A 17,198-nucleotide genomic window follows, 5' to 3' on the forward strand; every position below is an offset into this window, starting at 1 on the left:
CCTTCCATGTTCAACAAGATCCTGATCGCCAACCGTGGTGAAATCGCCTGCCGCGTCATCAGCACCTGCCGGCGCCTCGGCATCGCCACGGTGGCGGTGTACTCCGATGCGGACCGCAATGCGCGACATGTGCGACTGGCCGACGAGGCGGTACATATCGGCGCCGCGCCTGCAGCAGAAAGCTATCTGCGCGCCGATGTGATTCTCGAGGCGGCGCGCCGCACCGGTGCGCAGGCCATCCACCCGGGCTACGGCTTCCTGTCCGAGAACGCCGGCTTTGCGCGTGCCTGCGCGGACGCAGGCGTGGTGTTCATCGGCCCACCGGCCAGCGCCATCGACGCGATGGGCGACAAGAGCGCGGCCAAGGCATTGATGCAGGCGGCGAATGTGCCGCTGACGCCCGGGTATCACGGCGAGCGACAGGAACCGGACTTCCTGCGTGCGCAGGCCGACGCCATCGGTTATCCGGTGCTGATCAAGGCCAGCGCCGGCGGCGGTGGCAAGGGCATGCGCAAGGTCGAGGCCAGTGCCGACTTCGAGGCCGCCCTGGCCAGCTGCCAGCGTGAGGCGCAGTCGGCGTTCGGCAATGCGCACGTGCTGGTGGAAAAATACGTCGAGCGCCCGCGCCACATTGAAATCCAGGTGTTTGGCGACAGCCAGGGCAACGTGGTGTATCTGTTCGAGCGCGACTGCTCGGTGCAGCGCCGCCACCAGAAGGTGCTGGAGGAAGCTCCTGCTCCCGGCATGACGCCCGAGCGCCGCGCCGCGATGGGCAAGGCCGCGACCGACGCCGCACGTGCGGTGGGCTATGTGGGCGCTGGCACGGTGGAGTTCATCGCCGGGCCGGATGGCGATTTCTATTTCATGGAAATGAACACCCGCCTGCAGGTCGAGCACCCGGTTACCGAGCTGATCACCGGCACCGACCTGGTCGAATGGCAGCTGCGCGTCGCCTTCGGCGAGCCGTTGCCCAGGGCGCAGGAGCAACTGCAGATTCACGGCCATGCGCTGGAAGCCCGGTTGTACGCCGAAGACGCCGACCGCGGTTTCCTGCCGTCCACCGGCACGTTGCGCCACCTGCGCCTTCCGCAGGCCACTGCCCACGTGCGCGTGGACGCTGGCGTCGAGCAGGGCGATGCGATCACCCCGTACTACGACCCGATGATCGCCAAGCTGATCGTCTGGGACGTGGACCGCGACCGCGCCCTGCAGCGCATGCAGCGTGCATTGCTGGACTGCCAGGTGGTCGGGGTGACCACCAACGCCGCGTTCCTGCGCCGGCTGGTGATGACCGGTTCGTTCCGCCATGCCAACCTGGACACCGCGCTGATCGAGCGCGAGCGCGAGGCGCTGGACATCCAGCACAACGCCGCCACGCCCGCCGACTGGGCGGTGGCCGCGGTACTGGTTGCCGGTGAACAAGGTGAGGCGGGTGCCGATGCGTCAGCGTGGGATATCGCCGACGGCTGGCGCCTGACCGGCCCGGCCGCACGTGCGGTCACGCTGGAACACCTGCAACAGCAGCGCACGCTGCGGGTGCGGCGCATGGCCGGCGGTTGGCAGGTACACGACGGTGACGGGCTGCTGCAGGTCCAGGGCCGCACCCACGATGCCGGCTATGCGCTGCAGATCGGCGACCGGCTGCACCGCGGCGACAGCGTGCGTGATGGCAACGCGCTGCACGTCTTCGGTGATGACCGCCAACTGCGCTTCACCGTGCACGACCCGGTCGCCGATGCCGCCGACACCTCCGACCATGGCGGCAGCCTGCTCGCACCGATGCCCGGCCGCGTGGTCACGCTGCTGGTCGCGCCCGGCAGCACCGTCACCCGCGGCACGCCGCTGCTGGTGATGGAGGCGATGAAGATGGAGCACACGCTGCAGGCACCCGCCGATGGTCTCGTGCAGGGCTTCCGTGCCAAGGCCGGCGACCAGGTGGGCGACGGCGCGGTGCTGGTGGATTTCGAGGCCAGCTGAGCCCGGCCCGGCAGGAGGACGGCAGGCAGCCAGCCCCGGCCTCACCACACCGCCCGGTTCGGGTCGAGCTCGGCGATCTCCTGCTGCTCTGCGCGCCAGCCGAAGCCGCCCACGGCAAACGGGCCGGCTTCCATCGGCGGCAACCCGAAGGCCTGCTCCAGTTGCACCTCGTTGATCGCCGCGGTGACGAACGCGCCCAGCCCCAGGTCGGTCGCGCTGAGGTAGAGGGTCTGCGACAGGTGGCCCACGTCCAGCATCAAGGCGCGGTAGGCCTTGGGGTGGTGCTGGTACTTCCAGTGGCTGCGTGCGATGCGCGGCGCATAGACGACCAGTACCGGCGCGTGTGCGAACCAGTGCTGGCCGGCCAGGGCATCGCGCGCCAACTGTTGCAATGGCAGCACCGGCGCCGGCAACGGCCGCAACGCATGCTCGCCGGGGCGGTAGTGATACAAGCCCGCGGTGATGCCCTCCACGCGCTGGATCAGCAGGTAAGCCTCGGTCGCATGCAGGCTGCCCCCGGAGGGGGTGTACTTCTTCAGGAAGTCGACGCCCTCGCCCTGGCGCACGCACGCCTGCGCGGCGAACACACGCTCCAGCATCCGCGAGAACAGGTCCTGTTCCAGCGACCTGTCCGGGTCGAAGTTCCGGCAGGTCACGCGCTGGGCCATCAGCGCCTCCAGTGCGCCAGGCGCGCTGCGCGGCAGCCGCAGGTCCGGCCCGGCCGCTTCCCGCTCGATCGTGGCCGGCGGCGGCGTACCACAGGCACGCAACAGGCCGGCGATGTTGTCGGTACCCAATCGCTGCATCGACTGGACGCTGTCCACGCCATCCCAACGGGCCGCGTGGTGGGTGATCGCGGCCAGCGGCCACCAGCGCAGCGCGCGATAGCGCTCGTCCGCCTCGCGGTGCGGGCCGGACGCCGGTACGTCGGCGATCAGCAGGCCACACTGCAGCAACCGCGCCACCGCCGCGTCCAGTGGCACCTGCCGCTCTTCCCAGGCGTCGGGACTGAAGCGGCCCATGAGCAATACCTCGTCATCGGACAGCGGTTGCGCCGCCTCCAGATGCGGTGCCAACGCCAGCCAACGCCGTTCGCGCACCAGTCCATTTCCGCCTGACAGCAGGTCACCAAGATCGAACCGGCAGTTCTCGCGCGGCTCGATCACAACGGCGGTACAGCGACGCACTTTCATCGGTATCATCCTCGGGCCGTGCAGGGGGCACGGCGCAAATACATTTCATTCATGACCGGACGGGCGTCTGCGACGCCTTCCCCGCCGGGCAATGGCGGACGACGATGAACACATCTTCAAACGATTGCGACCAGACGCCCGAGCACCCGGGGCTGGACCCCGTGGTAGCCGACATCCTGCTGGAAAAGCTGTCCACGGACGACGCGTTCCGCGAACGCTTCCAGGAGAATCCGGGCAACGCACTGGCCAGCCTGGGCGTAGCGGAGGCACAAGCGCTCATCGACCATGCGCCGAAGCCGGGCGACCTGTTCTATTGCATGACCACGCACTCACTGGCCAGCAAGGAAGAGATCGCCTTCGCCCGCGAGCAACTGGCCAAGCACCTTTCCCAGCGGGGCAATCACAACGTGATCTTCTGCTTCGAGGCCGACAGGATAGCCTCTGCCCTGGACCGCAGCTGAGGCGGCATGCGTTCCTGCGGCCAACGTGCCAGCAGGCGCGCCACTTCCTCACTCGCATGACCTGTCTTTCCCTGCGCGGCCAGGGACTCGGCCAACCACAGGCTGGCCATCCGCGCGTCGGCCACGTTCAACGGCTGCAGTGCCTGGGAGGCATTGGCCTCGATGTAGGCGCGGCCGCGTTGGCTTGAAAGCCAGCGCGCCTGCGCTTCAGCCTCCGCATGACGACCGGCCTTGCTCAGCAACCCGTAGAGCATGACCCGTGACTGATACATGTCGTCAGGTCGCGGGGAAAGCAGTGCAATGGCCCCCTCCAGATCACCGGACTCGCCCTGCACCCCTGCACGGAGAATCCGCTCGAAGGCGCTCAGGACGCTGTAGCGGGTGTCATCAGGCAGCCTCCCAACGCGGGCCAGTGCGTCCTGGGCCAGGCGCGTGTTTCCATCACGCAGCCCAAGGCCTGCATTGACGAGCAACATCGTCGCAAGGTCGCCACGATTCTGCGGGTCCCAGCTTGCCTGCGCCAGTTCCTCGCTCAGTTCCCGCGCGACCACCTCGCGACGTTGCTGCCTGCCTTCGGACAGCTGCACCTGGTCCACGACGGAGCGGATGAGCTGGAACTGCTGGTACACGAACGGATCGCTCGTCCGGGACGCCGTACGCGCACGCTCGGACAGCATTTCCGCCTTCTGCCAATGCCCCTGGTCCAGGGCGATGCTCACCCGTTCGATGTAGGGCAACAGGTCCACGCCGGGGCTGTCCATTGTGCCAACGCCCTCCAGGATCCGCTCCGCGTCGGCATGCCGGTCCATGACCGCGTAGGCCGCGGCAACCCGCCGGGCATGGCCAATCCTGTTGGCCTGGCCCGCTGCGGTGAAGTGGGCCAGCGCCCTGTCCGGCATGCCCTTGGCCAACCACAACCTGCCGACGTAGTCGGCGGCGTAGTTCCGCAGCGGGTCCTGCGGAACATCGGCCGCATCGGCATACGGCAACGCTTCATCGAAGCGATTGGCCACATACAGGTGCCAGGCCGCATTCGCCTGCCCGGCGAAATCATCGGGATACAGGCCCGCCATCACCTGCCACTTCTCCAGGGCCTGCGAAGGCATCCTCAACTCGGCCTGCCAGGCATCCAGATAGAGCCGCTCACGGTCGGGCAAACGTGCGCGCAGGGCCAGCGCCTTGTCCAGCCACGGCAATGCCTTCGGACGCTCCGAGAGCGCGGCGTGGGCACGTGCGATACCCAGATAGGCCTGGGCGAAATCGGGATCGATCCGCGCCGCTTCGAGGTACATCTGCCGCGAAACCTGCCAGTTACCGTCCCGTGCGTTGCGCAATCCAAGCGCATAGGCGCGCAGCGCCTGGAGGTTGGAGGTGGTCACGGCGGGCAGCGGGTCGGATGCGGCCTTCACCGACACCGCCGATTCGCCCAGGCGCGTGCGCAGCCGGGAAGCGAGCCCATCCACCGAACCCAGCACCGAACCCACGCTCGCGCCTTCCATCATCTCGGTCAGCACCGTTGCCTGGGTGCGGGGATCGACCAGTTCAACACGGAGCCGCAGCTTCCCGCCGACTTCGGACGCGGAGGGAAGGATCACCAGGCGCGCCCCATCACGCATCGCCACTTCGGAGGCCAGCTTGCGATCCAGCCGCGTGGTCGCCGGATCACGCCGCATGCGTGACAGCGTGTCACGCGTCTTCATGTCGCTCAGGACATTGACGTACCGCGACTGCTCCAGACTGACCCGGAATGCCTGCGTGACCGAATCATCCAGCATGGTGTTGCCGGTACGGTTCTCCAGGTCCGCCAGCACCACCCAGTCCCGTTCGGCGAAGGCAATGGCCGGTTCGGGGCGGACCATCACCCAGGCGGTGATCGCCAGTGCCGCCACCAGCACAACCTCGGCCACCAGCGCCAGCGGCCTGCGCCACATCGGCAGTTCCCTGCGTGCCTTGGCCGAGGCCGCCGGCATGCGCATCGGCGCGCGCCCGGCCTCGCCGACCTCGATTACCTCCTGCGCGGCGGGAACGCCCTTGAAGCGCCAGCGCCCGTGCGACTTCCACTGCAGCCGGCCGCGCCGCTCCCCCATGGCCTGCAGGTTGCCGCGCAACAGCGATTCGGCCACCGGCGACAACAGGATCTGGCCCGGCCGCGCGAGGTTCATCAACCTCGCCGCCATCGACTTGGCCAGGCCTTCCACTTCCAGCGGCTTGGCGCCCACGGCGACGGCTTCGTCGCTGTTCTGCCACGACAGCACGTAGCCCACGTGCAGGCCCACCCGCGCCTGCAGCGACAGGCTCCGCTCCGCCCCCAGCGCCTGCAGTGCCTGCTGGTAGTCCAGGGCGAAGCCCAGGCCACTTGCCGGAGCGTCGAAGAGCAGGAACATGCCGTCGGAGCGGTCGATCAGGCGGCCGTTCCAGACCTGCAGCAGCTGCAGCACGCGGGTGTCCAGGTCACGGAACAACTCGGCCGCGGCGTTGTCGCCGATCCGTTCGATCAGCGCCACCGAGTCGCACAGGTCGGTCAGTACCAGCGTCTTGAGCTGGCGGCGGGCAAGGGAGGGGTCGGCGTCGTCGGCCACGTCATCACTCCACGCGGCCCATCAGCCCGCGAACCACTGGGCGCGGTTGCCGCCCAGGCGCTTGGCTTCGTACAACGCCTGGTCCGCGCGCGCGTAGGCCTCGTTCCAGTGGTAGGCCTCGTTGACCAGCGACACGCCGATGCTGACCGAACGCGCGCCGGGCTCTGCCCCCGGGAACGCGGCCAGGCTGCGCATCGCATCGAGGATGAACTCGGCGGTGCGCATCAGGTGCAGTGCATCGGTACGGCACAAAAGCACGCAGAACTCATCGCCGCCGAGGCGGCAGGCCAAGTCGTCCTGGCCGACCACCGAGTCGAGGATGCGGGCCAGGCGCTGCAGCGCCTGGTCGCCGGCAAGGTGGCCATGGCGGTCGTTGAGCCCCTTGAAGTCATCGCAGTCGATCAGCAGCAGGCCCTGCGGACGCTGCCCGGAACGGTGCGAGCGCTGCAGGTAGGCGGTCAGCGAGCGCCGGTTGTGCAGCCCGGTGAGATCGTCGTTGTAGACCATCTCGCGGGTGTGGTTGAGCTCGTGGGTGGCGCTGTAGAGATTGCCCAGCGCCGCTTCCAGTTCCTGGTTGCGGCGGCTGAGCTGGCCGATCAGGCGCTGCTCGCTGCCGACCACGCGCGAGACCGTGCGGCGCAGGAAGAACACCACCATCGCCGGGTCCTGCTCGATCAGCTGCTCGAACCCTTCCTGGGTCAACTCGATCAACAGGGTCTCGCAGCTGGCGCGGGCATCGGAGCTGCGCGGGTGGCGCTCCATCAGCATGGCCAGCTCGCCGAAGAAGTCATTGGCCGCCAGCTGCTTGGCCGGCAGGCCGGGACCGAAGTCCAGGCAGATGGCACCGCTGACGATGATGTACATCGAGGTGCACAGGTCGCCGCGCCGGAACAGCACCTGGTCCGCGGCCAACCGGCGGCGGACGCCGAACGAAGCGAACAGAGCGAACTCCACGGGCGAAAGCTGGGCACGCAGCGTCGATCCCCCTGCGGCCGACAGACCTGCGGGGGGATCCGTCTGCTTGGCCAGACCCCCGGACACCATGCCGCTCATTCCCTGCCTCATGGACCCCCGCCATGCATGGCGGGTTGGTTCACGAGGTTATCACCAAAGTAAACGCCCATCCATGCTGTTTCAGCATGAAAGTGCAAGGACGCAAATCACAAAAAAGAAGGGGCTCGTAAGAGCCCCTCCAAAACAACCGGACAAATCTGACTCAGGCTGCCACTTCCGCCTGGAACTGCTCCTCCTCGGTGGAGCCAGTCAGCGCGGTGACGCTGGAGGCGCCGCCCTGGATCACCGTAGTCACGTCGTCGAAGTAGCCGGCCCCCACTTCCTGCTGGTGCGAGACGAAGGTATAGCCCTTCTCGCGCGCGGCGAACTCCGGCTCCTGCACCTGTTCCACGTAGTGGCGCATGCCCTCGCCGCGGGCGTAGTCATGGGCGAACTTGAAGGTGTTGAACCAGTTGATGTGGATGCCGGCCAAGGTGATGAACTGGTACTTGTAGCCCAGCGCCGCCAGCTCGTCCTGGAACCGGGCGATGGTCTTGTCGTCCAGGTTCTTCTTCCAGTTGAACGAGGGCGAGCAGTTGTAGGACAGCAGCTTGCCGGGGCTGGCGGCGTGCACGGCCTGGGCGAACTCGCGGGCGAAGCCCAGGTCCGGGGTGCCGGTCTCGCACCACACCAGGTCGGCATGCGGGGCATAGGCCACGCCACGGCTGATCGCCTGTTCCAGGCCATTCTTCACGCGGTAGAAGCCTTCGGCGGTGCGCTGGCCGGTGACGAACGGCGCGTCGTTCGGGTCAAAGTCACTGGTCAGCAGGTTGGCGGCCTCGGCATCGGTGCGGGCCAGCACGATGGTCGGCACACCCAGCACATCGGCGGCCAAGCGTGCGGCCGACAGCTTCTGGATCGCTTCCTGGGTCGGCACCAGCACCTTGCCGCCCATATGGCCGCACTTCTTCACCGCGGCCAGCTGGTCCTCGAAATGCACCGCCGCAGCACCGGCGGTGATCATGTTCTTCATCAGCTCGTAGGCGTTGAGCACGCCACCGAAGCCGGCCTCGCCGTCGGCCACGATCGGCAGGAAGAAGTCGATGGCGTCCTCGGCCTTGACCTTGCCGTCGATGATGTTCTTCCACTGGATCTCATCGGCGCGCTGGAAGGTGTTGTTGATGCGGCGGACCATGGTCGGCACCGAGTCGTAGGCATACAGCGACTGGTCCGGGTACATGGTTTCGGAGGTATTACCATCGGCGGCCACCTGCCAGCCGGACAGGTACACCGCCTCCAGGCCGGCCTTGGCCTGCTGCATCGCCTGGCCGGCGCTGATCGCGCCGAAGGCGTTGACGTAGCCCTTCTTCGCGCTGCCGTTGACCAGGTCCCACAACCGCTCGGCGCCACGCTTGGCCAGCGTGTACTCCGGTTGCACGCTGCCGCGCAGGCGCACCACGTCGGCGGCGCTGTAGGTGCGGGTGATGTGCTTCCAACGCGGGTTGTTGTCCCAATCCTGCTGCAGGGCGTCGATCTGTTGCTGGTAGGTGCTCATCGTTGCGTCCTCGAATGATCGTGATGCGTAAGGGGGAAGGTCAGTCGATCTGCCGGTAGGCCGGCAGGGTCAGGAACTCGGCCAGTTCGTCGGCGCGGCTGAGCTGGTCGAGCAGGCCGATGGCCTGGGTGATGCGGCTGCCACCGGGCAGTGCGGAGGTGTCGCCTAGCCGGGCCGGCAGCGCGCGCAGGGTGCTGTCCAGCAAGGCCAGGTCGATGGCGGTGCCGTCGTCCAGGTGCTGGTTGCCTGCGTGCAGCCATTGCCAGATCTGGCTGCGGCTGATCTCGGCGGTGGCCGCGTCCTCCATCAGGTTGTGGATGGGCACGCAGCCGTTGCCGTCCAGCCAGGCGGCCATGTAGCGCACGCAGACCTCCACGTTGTTCTCGAAGCCGGCGCGGCTGATGCTGCCGCTGCACGGTGCGACCAGGTCCTCGCGGCCGACCTGCACGTCACGGCGCAGCACGCTGTGCTGGTTGGGCGTGGGCATGTGCTCGTCGAAGATCGCCCTGGCCACCGGGATCAACGCCGGGTGCGCGACCCAGGTGCCGTCGTGGCCGGCGGTCACTTCACGCAGCTTGTCGGCGCGCACGCGCGCCATCGCCTGCTCGTTGGCGGCGGCATCGTGGTTGATCGGGATCTGCGCGGCCATGCCACCCATCGCATGCGCGCCACGGCGGTGGCAGGTCTTGATCAGCAGTTCCGAATAGGCCTTCAGGAACGGCTGGGTCATGGTCACCTGGCCGCGCTCGGGCAGCACCTTGTCGGCGTGGTGACGGAAGGTCTTCAGGTACGAAAAGATGTAGTCCCAGCGGCCGCAGTTCAGGCCGACGATGCGGTCGCGCAGCGCGTGCAGGATCTCGTCCATCTCGAACACCGCCGGCAGCGTCTCGATCAGCACCGTGACCTTGATCTGCCCCTGCGGCAGGCCCAGCATGCCCTCGATGTGCGACAGCGCGCATTCCCACAGCGCGGCCTCCTCCATCGACTGCAGCTTGGGCAGGTAGAAGTACGGGCCGCGGTCGATCTCCATCAGCGCATGCGCGTTGTGGAAGGCGAACACCGCCGCGTCGAACAGGCCACCGGCAATCGGCTGGCCGTCGATCAGCACGTGCTTCTCGTCCAGGTGCCAGCCGCGCGGGCGCACGATCAGCACCGCCTGCTCGTCATGCGGACGCAGCGTGTAGTGCTTGCCCGGCTTGCCGTTGGCCGCCGGCGCGGTGAACGCCAGGTCCCCGCGCACCGCACCGATCATGGTGCGCTGGCCGGCCAGCACGTTGCGCCAGGTCGGCGAGGTGGAGTCCTCGAAGTCGGCCATGAACACCTTGGCGCCGGAGTTCAGCGCGTTGATGACCATCTTCGGGTCGGTCGGGCCGGTGATCTCGACGCGGCGGTCCTGCAGCGCCGCCGGGATCGGGGCCACCGTCCAGTCGCCCTCGCGGATGGCGCGGGTGTCGTCGCGGAAGTCCGGGCTGCCGCCCTGGTCGAAGAAGGCCTGGCGCTGGCCACGCGCGGCCAGACGCGCCTGCCGCTCCGGCTCCACCGCGCGGTGCAGCGATACGAGCAGCCCCAGCGCACCAGCCGGCAACAGCTCGGACTGGCCGGCCAATTGGGTGGTCACGGTGATGCCCGGGGTCGGGCGGGGGGGGATCGTTGCGGCGACAGCGTGGGCGACGGCGGACATCGGAGGTTCCTGCGGGTGTCGGGGACTCCAACCTGCCGCCGCAACGAGGTATTTAACAAAACAGTTTTTGCAATCTTTTTTATAAGTTGTGCTAATACTTGACCTGCCATGCCCAAGAAGACGCCCGTAAACCCGCGTTTTTCCTACAAGTCGGACCGGCTCAAGCCGCTGCGTGCATTCCTGCAGACGGTTCGACTCGGGTCAGTTTCGCGGGCATCGGAGGCCCTGTTCGTCAGCCAGCCGGCAGTGAGCCTGCAGTTGCAGGCGCTGGAACGGGAGCTGGGGATGGTGCTGTTCGAGCGCAGCGGGCGACGCCTGGTACCCAGCCGCGAGGGCCAGCTGCTGTACGACATGGCCCAGCCGCTGGTGGAGAGCCTGGACGGGCTGCTGCCGCGCTTCCGCGAGAAAGTCGGCGGGCTGGACGCGGGCGAGCTCAACATCGCCGCAAATTCGTCGACCATCCTGTATCTCCTGCCCAAGATCGTCGAAAACTTCCGCCGCCAGTACCCCGACGTGCGCCTGACCCTGCACAACGCCATCAGTGCGGACGGCACCGACCTGCTGCGCAGCGATGCCGCCGACCTGGCCATCGGCTCGATGATGGATGTCCCGGCCGACCTCAGCTACGCGCCGGTGTACCGCTTCGACCAGGTCCTGATCACCCCGCCCGACCACCCGCTGGCGCACAAGAAGCAGTTGAGCCTGGAAGACCTGTCGCCGTGGCCACTGATCCTGCCGCCGCGCCGGCAGATCACCTGGCGGCTGGTGGACCTGGTGTTCCAGCAACACCGCGTGCCCTACACGGTGGCGCTGGAGGTCGGCGGCTGGGAGGTGATCAAGCAGTACGTGGCGATGGGCATGGGCATCTCCATCGTCACCGCGCTGTGCCTGAACGACGCTGATCGCGGCAAGCTGGTCACCCGTGCGATGGGCGACTACTTCCCTTCGCGCAGCTACGGCGTAGTCGTGCGGCGGGGCAAGGTGCTGTCGCCGCAGGCGCGCGCGTTCGTGGAGCTGATCCAGCCGGACCTGTTCGCGCCACGGCAATACGACGACACCGGGCCTTCGGAACGCTGAGCCCGCGCACGACGGCGCGCATCGCCATCGCCCCCATTCGCGGTGGAGTCCGGCGACAATCACCGCACCTTCCCCGGAACCGGCGCATGTCACTGGAACTTCGCCACCTGCGCTACTTCCTCGCCGTGGCCGACACGCTGCACTTCGGCCGCGCCGCCGAACGCCTGGGCATGTCGCAGCCGCCGCTCAGCCAGCAGATCCGCCAGCTGGAAACCCTGATCGGCGCGCATCTGTTCGTGCGTAGCCATCGCCGCGTGCAGCTCACGCCAGCCGGTGAAGTGCTGCTGGAGCAGGCGCGCGAGATCCTGCAGCGCGTCGATACCGCGGTGGACAGGGTGCAGCGCGCGCAGCGCGGCGAAAGCGGCGAACTGCGCGTCGGCCTGACCCGCGCCACCCCGCTGCTGCCGCAGATCCCGCGCGCCTTCTTCGCCTATCGACAGCAGCGCCCGCAGGTGCAACTGCAGCTGCGCGAGATGAACAGCCTGCGCCAGATCGATGCGTTGCTGGCCAACGAGCTGGACGTGGGCATCATCCGCAAGCGGGTGCTGCCGTCGGAGCTGGTCGCCAAGCGCCTGCTCGACGATCCGCTGGCGCTGGTGGTGCATGCCACCCATCCGGCGCTGGCCGGCAAGGATCCGGACATGGCCTCGTTGTCCCTGCGCCAGTTCGCGCTGGACCCGTTCGTCGGCTTCTCGCGCGATGCCGGTGCAGGCATCCACGACCATGTGATCACGCTGTGCCGCAACGCCGGCTTCAGCCCGCGCATCGTGCAGGAAGCGGGGGAATCATCAACCCTGATCAGCTTGGTCGCGGCGGGACTGGGGGTGTGCGTGCTGCCGTCCTCCTGCAGCCATATCCAGGTCGACGGCGCCTGCTTCGTCGCGCTGAGTGATCGCGGCGCGGCATCGGAAATCCAGCTGGCGTGGCGACGCGAAGCGGTGACGCCGCTGATGCGACAGTTCATCGGCTTGATGCGGCAGGAAGTGGTGCGGGGCTGAAGGCGTTTACCCCTCTACCCCTCCCCAACCCTCCCCTTGGCTGCGCCAAAGGGAGGGGATGGTTCATGCGGGTCGATCAGATCACTGCGAAGCCGTGCTTCTGCCCCCTCCCTTTGGCGCAGCCAAGGGGAGGGTTGGGGAGGGGTAACGCTTTTGGCTTTTGGCTTTTGGCTTTTGGCTTTTGGCTTTTGGCTTTTGGCTTTCAACCCTCAGCGCCCCACCACCACCGGTACATCGCTCGTCGCCTGCAGGTGACGCCATACCTGCCAGGCCGCCCCCACGCCCGCCAACGTCAGCACCAGCACATAGCCACACACGCCGATCCAGCCCCAGCGCGTATAGAACACGCCACCCAGCGCACCCAGCAGGCTGGAGCCCAGGTAGTAGGACAGCAGGTACAGCGCCGAGGCTTCGGCACGCATGGCGCCGGCGCGTACCCCCACCCAGCTGCTGGCCACCGAATGCCCGCCGAAGAAGCCGAACGTGACCACGGCGATACCCAACGCCATCGCCCACAACCACGGCAGCATCAGCAGCAATACGCCGCCCACCATCAAGGTGAACGACAACGCCAGCACCGGACCGCGGCCCAGGCGATTGGCCAGCTGGCCCATCCACGCCGAGCTGAAGCTGCCGACCAGATAGACGATGAAGATCAGGCCCACCACGGTCTGGCTCAGGCCGTACGGCGGCGCCATCAGGTGATAGCCCAGGTAGTTGTAGACGGTGACGAACACCCCCAGCAGCAGGAAGCCGCAGGCAAACAGCCACGGCAACGCCGCATCGCCGAACACGCCGCCGAAACGTGCGGGCAGTCGCGCCGGTTCGGCATGACGGGCACGGAAGTGGCGCGAAGCCGGCAGCTGCGTCCACAGCGCGAACGTGGCCAACAGCGCGATCACCCCCACCGCACCAATGCCGGCGCGCCAGCCCCAGTGGTCGGCCACCACGCCGGCGATCAGGCGGCCGCTCATGCCGCCCACCGCATTGCCGCCGATGTACAGGCCCATGGCCAAGCCCAAGGCGCGACTGTCCATCTCCTCGACCAGCCAGGTCATCGCCACCGCCGGCACACCGCTCAGGCTGACGCCCAGCAGAGCGCGCAGCACCAGCAGGGTGTTCCAGTCATCGACCATCGCCGTGGCCAGGGTCAACAGTGACGAAACCAGCAATGAGGCCACCATCACCGGGCGCCGGCCCACGCGGTCGGAGAGGATGCCGGCCCCCAGCATCGCCACCGCCAGCACGCCGGTGCTGACCGACAACGCCAACGCGCTGTTGGCCGCACTCACGCCAAAGTGGTGGCTGAAGCCGGGCAACAGCGCCTGCACGCAGTACAGCACGCCGAAGGTGGCGAAGCCGGCCATGAACAGCGCCACCACCGCACGGCGGAACTCGGGCGTGCCCTGGCGGATGTGGGGTTGTTCGACGGTGGCGGTCAGTGCAGTCGCAGGCGCCAGGGAATCACGGCAGGTTGGCGTGCCGTTGTGTTCGAGTTCCATCGCATCGAGGCCCATAGCCGAGCCGCTTCATTGGAGATGCGGAAAGCTTGGACCTGTTGAACAGGTCGATCCATAACCTGTTGTGTACGGATTGATATGCAGGAAGTATCGATTCAGGAGTCAATGCCGATGCCGATGCCGCGCCCGCGCCCGCGCCGAACTGTATGACGGCGGATGCCGTCCCTTCTCCCGTGTACGGGAGAAGGTGCCCCGAAGGGGCGGATGAGGGCAGCTTTGGCTCTTGGCTCTTGGCTTTGGCCTTTGCCTTTCCAGCTAGAAGCTTCCCCTCACCCCAACCCCTCTCCCGCTCGCGGGAGAGGGGCTTAAGCAAAGGCATGAGCAAGATTCAGCAATCACAGCCCTTCCAACCGGGTTGCTTGCTGGTCTGGCCGATGCCGGGATTGAAGGTATTGCTCGGATCAAGCTGCTTGTAGAACTGCGCCAGCGCCGGCTTGGCCGGATACAGGTGGCCGACGTTGTGTTCGGCCGGGTACTCGGCGCCGCGCTCGTCGAGCAGCTTCCACATCGCGTGCTCGATGGCCATCGGGTCCTCGCCCTTGTGGGCGATGTAATCCTGGTGGAACACGTGGCACAGGAAATGGCCGTAGTACAGCTTGTGCAGCAGGCGCGCGTCCAGCTCGGCCGGCAGCTGCTCGAACCAGTCGCGGTCATCGCGGCGCAGGGCGATGTCCAGCGCGACGATGTCCTGCACCTGCGTGCGATGCACTTCACGGTAGCGCACGGCGGCGCCGGCCACCGCAAAGCGGTGCAGGAACGCCTTGCGCCCCTCCTCCGGCGTGCAGTGGAAATAGCCGCCTTCATGCGCGGCGAAGAACTGCTCCAACCAGGCCGCGGTCGCCGCCGCATCCTGCGCCGATACCTTCAGCAACAGGTGATGTTCATAGCGCTGGCGGAACTCGCCCATGCGCGCCGGCAGGTGCGAGGGCAACAGGCCGGTCACCGCCTGCAGCACGCGGTCGGTGACGCCGCGCAGGCCGATCCGTTCGAACCAGCCATCGACCCGGCTCTTCAGCGCGAACGCCGCCGGCACCCGCGCGGTGCCGAGCGTGTCGATCAGCAGGAAGGTGTCCTTGCCGTAGCGCTCGCCGATGTCATACGCCACCCGGTGGATGTACTCGCCGCTGATCGGCAGCCGCTCGAAGCCGGTCAGCAGGTGGCGCCGGATCCCGGTCAGGCTTTCCGTCTGGTTGCTGCCGATGTAGAACACCTCGGCCGCCTCCCGGGCAAAGGTATCCAGGCGCACCGCGAACACCGCCAGCTTGCCGGCCGAACCGGCGGCTTCGTAATGCCGGCTGGCATCGGCGTTGAAACGCGCCGGCGTGCCTGCATCCACCTGCCGCACCTGTTCCGCATAGCGCGGATCGGAAGCGGCGCGGCCGGAATCGAGCTGCACGTCCGCGGCGTTGTAATCACCGGCCTGCACGCGCCGCAGGATCTCCTCCGGGGTGTCGCCCAAGGCAATGCCCAGGTGATTGACCAACTGCAGTTCACCGGCCGCGTTCACCTGCGCGAACAACGCCATCTCGGTATAGGCCGGCCCTCGCCGCACCAGCGCCCCCCCGGAGTTGTTGCAGACACCGCCCAGCACCGAGGCTCCGATGCACGACGAGCCGATCACCGAATGCGGCTCACGGCCGAGCGGTGCCAAGGCCTGCTCCAGCCGGTCCAGCGTCGCACCGGGCAGGCACAGCACCTGGCGACCACCGTCGAGCAGTTGCACACCGGTCAGCCGCAGCGTGCTGATCAATACGACCGGCCGGCCGTAGTCGTCGCCATCCGGCGTGGAGCCACCGGTCAGGCCGGTGTTAGCCGCCTGCAGGATGACCGCCGCCCCGCCCTGCACCGCCGCCTGCAAGGCGCGCCACATCTCCAGCAGCGTGCCGGGGCGCACCACCGCGAGCACCGGGCCATCGCCGAAGCGGTAGCCCTTGCGGAAGCGACGCGTGGCCTTGTCGCCGGTCAGCACATAGCCATTGCCCACGGCCGCGCGCAGCTGCGCCAGCAAGGTGTCGTGCCTGCTCATGCCAGGTTGACCAGCGAATCGCGGCTGATGTCGGCGATGCGGCGCGCGCCGGTCAGCGTCATCGCCACACGCATCTCCTTGGCGATCAGGTCCAGCAGGTTGGCCACGCCGGCCTCGCCCTGCGCGGCCAATGCATACACGAAGGCGCGGCCCAGCAGCACGCTGTCGGCACCGAGGGCGAGCATGCGCACCACGTCCAGGCCGTTGCGGATGCCCGAGTCCGCGAGGATCTTCAGGTCACTCTGCACCGCATCGGCAATCGCCGGCAGCGCACGCGCGGTGGACAGCACGCCATCAAGCTGGCGACCACCGTGGTTGGACACCACGATGCCGTCGGCGCCGAAGCGCACCGCATCACGCGCATCGTCCGGATCGAGGATGCCCTTGATCACCATCGGCCCCTTCCAGAACTCGCGGATCCACTCCAGGTCCTTCCACGAGATAGAGGGGTCGAAATTGTTGCCCAGCCAACCGATGTAGTCGGCCAGCCCGGTCGGGTGACCACGATAGGCGGAGATGTTGCCCAGGTCGTGCGGACGACCGAACAAGCCCACGTCCCACGCCCAGCGGGGATGGGTCATGGCCTGGCCGATGCGGCGGACGCCGGCGTTCGGCCCGCTCATGCCCGAATGCGCATCGCGGTAGCGCGCACCGGGCACCGGCATGTCGACGGTGAACACCAGCGTGGTCACCCCGGCCGCCTGCGCGCGCTCCAGCGCGTTGCGCATGAAACCACGGTCGCGCAACACGTACAGCTGGAACCACATCGGCCGCTTGATCGCCGGCGCCACTTCCTCGATCGGGCACACCGACACCGTGGACAGGGTGAACGGGATGCCCCGGCTGTCCGCCGCACGCGCCGCCTGCACCTCACCGCGGCGCGCATACATGCCGGTCAGGCCGACCGGTGCCAGCGCAACCGGCATTGCCAGTGCCTCGCCGAACAACTCGGTTTCCAGGCTGAGCTCGGACATGTCGCGCAGGATGCGCTGGCGCAGCGCGATGTCGGACAGATCGGAAACGTTGCGTTTGAGCGTGTGTTCGGCATACGCGCCGCCATCGATGTAGTGGAACAGGAACGGCGGCAGGCGACGCTGCGCGGCCGCACGGTAATCGGTGGAGGCGGAGATGATCATGG

Annotated in this window: 12 protein-coding genes; 4 read left to right on the forward strand and 8 right to left on the reverse strand. The window is 67.6% G+C overall.

Translation table 11 applies throughout. The annotated features are described in order from the left end of the window. Positions 1 to 6: 6 nt before the first annotated feature. A complete protein-coding gene (locus ACIPR8_RS09175) occupies positions 7 to 1,977 on the forward strand; it encodes an acetyl/propionyl/methylcrotonyl-CoA carboxylase subunit alpha (protein WP_446540823.1) in 1,971 nt (656 codons plus the stop codon). A gap of 41 nt (positions 1,978 to 2,018) precedes the next feature. Here ACIPR8_RS09175 and ACIPR8_RS09180 read toward each other — a convergent pair whose 3' ends face one another. Beyond that, on the reverse strand, positions 2,019 to 3,170 hold the full coding sequence (locus ACIPR8_RS09180; protein ID WP_446540824.1) for a putative peptide maturation dehydrogenase: 1,152 nt from the start codon (positions 3,168 to 3,170) through the stop codon (positions 2,019 to 2,021). Between the two features lie 104 nt (positions 3,171 to 3,274). Between ACIPR8_RS09180 and ACIPR8_RS09185 the strand changes: the two genes are divergently transcribed. Continuing rightward, positions 3,275 to 3,631 (forward strand): NHLP-related RiPP peptide, encoded by a 357-nt coding sequence (locus tag ACIPR8_RS09185; RefSeq protein ID WP_446540825.1) that lies wholly within the window; start codon positions 3,275 to 3,277, stop codon positions 3,629 to 3,631. Here ACIPR8_RS09185 and ACIPR8_RS09190 read toward each other — a convergent pair. The 4 genes from ACIPR8_RS09190 to aceB all read right to left on the reverse strand — a co-directional run bounded on the left by ACIPR8_RS09190 (position 3,571) and on the right by aceB (position 10,439). Next, positions 3,571 to 6,210: a putative peptide modification system cyclase gene (locus tag ACIPR8_RS09190; protein ID WP_446540826.1), complete on the reverse strand. Its 2,640-nt coding sequence runs from the start codon at positions 6,208 to 6,210 to the stop codon at positions 3,571 to 3,573. The genes ACIPR8_RS09185 and ACIPR8_RS09190 overlap by 61 nt on opposite strands. A 21-nt stretch (positions 6,211 to 6,231) precedes the next feature. After that, positions 6,232 to 7,164 (reverse strand): diguanylate cyclase domain-containing protein, encoded by a 933-nt coding sequence (locus tag ACIPR8_RS09195; RefSeq protein WP_446540827.1) that lies wholly within the window; start codon positions 7,162 to 7,164, stop codon positions 6,232 to 6,234. 262 nt (positions 7,165 to 7,426) lie between these two features. Next, positions 7,427 to 8,758 carry an isocitrate lyase gene (gene aceA / locus ACIPR8_RS09200; RefSeq protein WP_192286956.1) on the reverse strand — a complete coding sequence of 444 codons (1,332 nt, stop codon included), beginning with the start codon at positions 8,756 to 8,758 and terminating at the stop codon, positions 7,427 to 7,429. Between the two features lie 40 nt (positions 8,759 to 8,798). Then, positions 8,799 to 10,439 (reverse strand): malate synthase A, encoded by a 1,641-nt coding sequence (gene aceB / locus ACIPR8_RS09205; protein ID WP_446540828.1) that lies wholly within the window; start codon positions 10,437 to 10,439, stop codon positions 8,799 to 8,801. A gap of 108 nt (positions 10,440 to 10,547) precedes the next feature. Between aceB and ACIPR8_RS09210 the strand changes: the two genes are divergently transcribed. Together ACIPR8_RS09210 and ACIPR8_RS09215 are read left to right on the forward strand one after the other, a co-directional pair. After that, the gene (locus ACIPR8_RS09210) at positions 10,548 to 11,516 is read left to right on the forward strand and encodes a LysR family transcriptional regulator (protein WP_132863642.1); all 969 of its coding nucleotides are present in this window, start codon (positions 10,548 to 10,550) and stop codon (positions 11,514 to 11,516) included. Between the two features lie 86 nt (positions 11,517 to 11,602). Continuing rightward, positions 11,603 to 12,514, forward strand: a complete 912-nt coding sequence (locus tag ACIPR8_RS09215) for a LysR substrate-binding domain-containing protein (RefSeq protein ID WP_446540829.1) — start codon at positions 11,603 to 11,605, stop codon at positions 12,512 to 12,514. Between the two features lie 209 nt (positions 12,515 to 12,723). Here the strand turns inward: ACIPR8_RS09215 and ACIPR8_RS09220 are convergent, their stop codons facing one another. The 3 genes from ACIPR8_RS09220 to lldD form a co-directional block, all read right to left on the reverse strand. After that, positions 12,724 to 14,016 (reverse strand): MFS transporter, encoded by a 1,293-nt coding sequence (locus ACIPR8_RS09220; RefSeq protein WP_446541058.1) that lies wholly within the window; start codon positions 14,014 to 14,016, stop codon positions 12,724 to 12,726. Positions 14,017 to 14,362: 346 nt separating this feature from the next. After that, positions 14,363 to 16,060, reverse strand: coding sequence for a D-lactate dehydrogenase (gene dld / locus ACIPR8_RS09225; protein WP_446540830.1), 1,698 nt, complete (start codon positions 16,058 to 16,060; stop codon positions 14,363 to 14,365). After that, entirely contained in the window at positions 16,057 to 17,196 is a 1,140-nt protein-coding gene (lldD, locus tag ACIPR8_RS09230) for an FMN-dependent L-lactate dehydrogenase LldD (protein ID WP_446540831.1), read from the reverse strand. The genes dld and lldD overlap by 4 nt, the downstream gene beginning before the upstream one ends. Between the last annotated feature and the right edge of the window lie 2 nt (positions 17,197 to 17,198).

The organism is Stenotrophomonas sp. LARHCG68, assembly GCF_052871705.1.

Excerpts from the sequence above, each read along its gene's own strand:
- ACIPR8_RS09175 (WP_446540823.1), top strand. The coding sequence starts at position 7 with ATGTTCAACAAGATCCTGATCGCCAACCGTGGTGAAATCGCCTGCCGC.
- ACIPR8_RS09180 (WP_446540824.1), bottom strand. The coding sequence starts at position 3,170 with ATGAAAGTGCGTCGCTGTACCGCCGTTGTGATCGAGCCGCGCGAGAAC.
- ACIPR8_RS09185 (WP_446540825.1), top strand. The coding sequence starts at position 3,275 with ATGAACACATCTTCAAACGATTGCGACCAGACGCCCGAGCACCCGGGG.
- aceA (WP_192286956.1), bottom strand. The coding sequence starts at position 8,758 with ATGAGCACCTACCAGCAACAGATCGACGCCCTGCAGCAGGATTGGGAC.
- aceB (WP_446540828.1), bottom strand. The coding sequence starts at position 10,439 with ATGTCCGCCGTCGCCCACGCTGTCGCCGCAACGATCCCCCCCCGCCCG.
- ACIPR8_RS09210 (WP_132863642.1), top strand. The coding sequence starts at position 10,548 with ATGCCCAAGAAGACGCCCGTAAACCCGCGTTTTTCCTACAAGTCGGAC.
- ACIPR8_RS09215 (WP_446540829.1), top strand. The coding sequence starts at position 11,603 with ATGTCACTGGAACTTCGCCACCTGCGCTACTTCCTCGCCGTGGCCGAC.
- ACIPR8_RS09220 (WP_446541058.1), bottom strand. The coding sequence starts at position 14,016 with ATGGAACTCGAACACAACGGCACGCCAACCTGCCGTGATTCCCTGGCG.
- dld (WP_446540830.1), bottom strand. The coding sequence starts at position 16,060 with ATGAGCAGGCACGACACCTTGCTGGCGCAGCTGCGCGCGGCCGTGGGC.
- lldD (WP_446540831.1), bottom strand. The coding sequence starts at position 17,196 with ATGATCATCTCCGCCTCCACCGATTACCGTGCGGCCGCGCAGCGTCGC.